General features: G+C 68.4%; 1 protein-coding gene. It reads right to left on the bottom strand.

What is annotated here, in order from left to right:
• On the bottom strand, nt 1-1603 hold a 1603-nt coding region (locus ACZ4M8_RS29900; protein ID WP_467613200.1), incomplete at its 3' end, for a protein-glutamine glutaminase family protein.
• Nucleotides 1604-1798: the final 195 nt, after the last annotated feature.

Raw genomic sequence — 1798 nt, 5'->3', positions numbered from 1 at the left:
CATCGAAACCGGAGGCACCGTGGGTGGGCTGGGCGTGGGAGGCCCCGGTGCCGGTCAGGGCGTGCGGGGGCTGCTGGCCCTGAGGGGGCGCCAAGTGCTCCGGGTCGAAGTCGAAGTCGACATACTCCTCCATGTCGACATCAAAGCCGGACTCGGTGTCGGAGTCGTCGGTGTCGGAGTCGTCGGTGTCGGTGACCTCGGCACCGGGAGCGGGCTGGACGTGGGAGACCCCGACATCGGCCATGGACTCGGTGTCCGAGAACTCGTCCTCGGTCACCTCCTCTTCGGTGACCTCTTCCTCGGTGACGTCGCCGGGGGCCGCGATGAACCCGCCACTTCGGACGATGGGGTGCTCGGGCGGGAGCATCTCGCGGAGCCTTCGTGCCAGAGGGCTCTGACGGGGCAGCAGCTGCTTCCGCGTCAGGTCGGTGTAGACCCTCTCGGCCCACTCCGCCGACGGTGCGTCGACACCGGCGAGGTAGCGCTGCACGCCCTGCCGGGCCTCGTGCAGGTCGGTGCGCTCGATGTGCCGGGCCGTGTGGTGCCCGAGCGTGAGCATGCCGTCATTCCGGTGGGACTCGTCCGCCATCCGCAGTGAGCGGTACTCCTCGTGACTCATCAGGATGGACCCGTAGTGGTAGGCGTGTGCCTCGGTTTCCACCACGATGGTGCGGCCGATGGCCGGGCGTGCCTCATCGCCGCGGTCAGGCCAGATCCACTGGTCCTCGTTCTCGTAGATGTGCTCCGCGATCGCAGCGCGCACATTGGGGAGCGGCCCGCTGAACCGCTCCAGCGCGGTCTGCGGGTTCTGCGTGTCAACCCCGATCGCCCTCAACCACGCGTCAACGGTCAGCGGGCCGAGTTCCAGGGCGGGGTCCAGCACCCTCAGCGTTTCGGAGCCGTTCGCCTCCTGGACATAGACCGCCGGGGCAATGTGGTATCCCCACTCCACGGACCGGGCGGTGAGCCGTACGGCGGCGCCCTCGGCGTGTGCGGACCGGAGCGTTAGCTTGGGGCCGGTACGGGCCACGATGATCTTGCGGACGCGCGTGTTCCACTGCTGGAGCCGCATAGTCATCATGTGGGCGCGGATGTGGCACCCCTCCTCCACATGCCGGTGCGGCACGGGGCGCAGCCCTCGCTCTTGCTCTTGCTCCGGATGCTGGTACTGCAGCGTCGCCAACTGCTCGTACCACCGGCGCGCCTGCTCCTCGGAGACAGGCGCTGTGCGAGTGACGTCGCCGAGCGCCGTGGCGATCTCCTGCCGGAGCTCAACGTGATGAGCAGTGGTGTCCGCGGCGATGTTGAGGTCGCCCCGTAGATCGCGCTGGATCAGCGCCTCGTAGGCGCTCTCCACGGACCAGATCTTCCGCAGATTCCGGCCCAGGCCCCGGACCATGTCCAAGGCCTGGGAGAAGAGGCCGTCGGTCAGGAGAAGGTCGAGCAGCAGCGCGAACGCCTCGACCTGCGGCAGCCGCGGGAGCGGCACCCCCTCGGCGACATGGCGCAGATCGATGTCCCACAGACCGCCCGGTGCCGCCGGTCCGTAGAGGCGCTCAAGGATCACCAGGGCGTCCGCCGGGCGGAGGGCACCTCGCTGCATGGCGAATTTGAGGCCGGCGGGAATCGTGGAGCCGGTCTGACGGTTAAACGCGCGGTCAAAATTGTCGCGAGCGAAGCTGTCGGCGGGGCGAGGGTGACCGGCCACCAACGAGAGCAGACCATGCACGTCGACCCGCTCTGCCCACAGATGACCCGCGAAGCCGGCGATGAACTGCTCATCAGTGAGGAGGACAGG

It is taken from the genome of Streptomyces sp. NPDC027185 (assembly GCF_055567035.1).
Note: the sequence above shows the minus strand (reverse complement) of the source record. Positions and strands in the feature narration are given on the sequence as shown.